Annotated in this window: 1 protein-coding gene; it reads left to right on the top strand. The window is 69.2% G+C overall.

Features of this window, described 5'->3' with window-relative positions; translation table 11 throughout:
* A partial coding sequence (locus AC27IQ_RS26160; RefSeq protein ID WP_487091385.1) for an efflux RND transporter permease subunit occupies positions 1-766 on the top strand: 766 nt, incomplete at both ends.

The following is a 766-nucleotide window of genomic DNA, read 5'->3' as shown; positions in this document are numbered from 1 at the left end:
CGCCGCGCTGCTGGACGGCAAGCCGGTGATCGGCTTCGAGGTCTCGCGCAGCCGCGGCGCCAGCGAGGTCGAGGTGGGCGCGGGCGTGCAGCGGGCGCTGGACAAGCTCCAGGCCGAGCGGCCCGACCTGCACCTCACGCGCACGGTCGATTTCGTGGACATCGCCAGCGACGAGTACGACAGCTCCATGCGCCTGCTGTACGAGGGCGCCATCCTGGCCGTGGTCGTGGTGTGGCTCTTCCTGCGCGACTGGCGCGCGACCATCGTCTCGGCCGTGGCGCTGCCGCTGTCGGTCATCCCGGCCTTCATCGGCATGCACCTGCTGGGCTTTTCCATCAACATCATCACGCTGCTGGCGCTGTCGCTGGTGGTGGGCATCCTGGTGGACGACGCCATCGTGGAGGTGGAGAACATCGTGCGCCACCTGCGCATGGGCAAGTCGCCCTACCAGGCGGCGATGGAGGCGGCCGACGAGATCGGCCTGGCGGTGATCGCCACCACCTTCACGCTGATCGCGGTGTTCCTGCCCACCGCGTTCATGAGCGGCATCGCCGGGCGCTTTTTCAAGCAGTTCGGCTGGACGGCGGCGCTGGCGGTGTTCGCCTCGCTGGTGGTGGCGCGGCTGCTCACGCCCATGATGGCGGCCTACCTCATGAAACCCATGGTGGCGCAGGAGAAGGAGCCGCGCTGGCTGGGCACCTACATGCGCGCCTCGGCCTGGTGCCTGCGCCACCGCGTGATCACGCTGCTGGGCGCGCTGCTGTTC

This window comes from Acidovorax sp. KPB24-07, assembly GCF_057543315.1.
The sequence above is the reverse complement of the archived record's forward strand: the minus strand, read 5'-3'. Positions and strand labels throughout refer to the sequence as shown.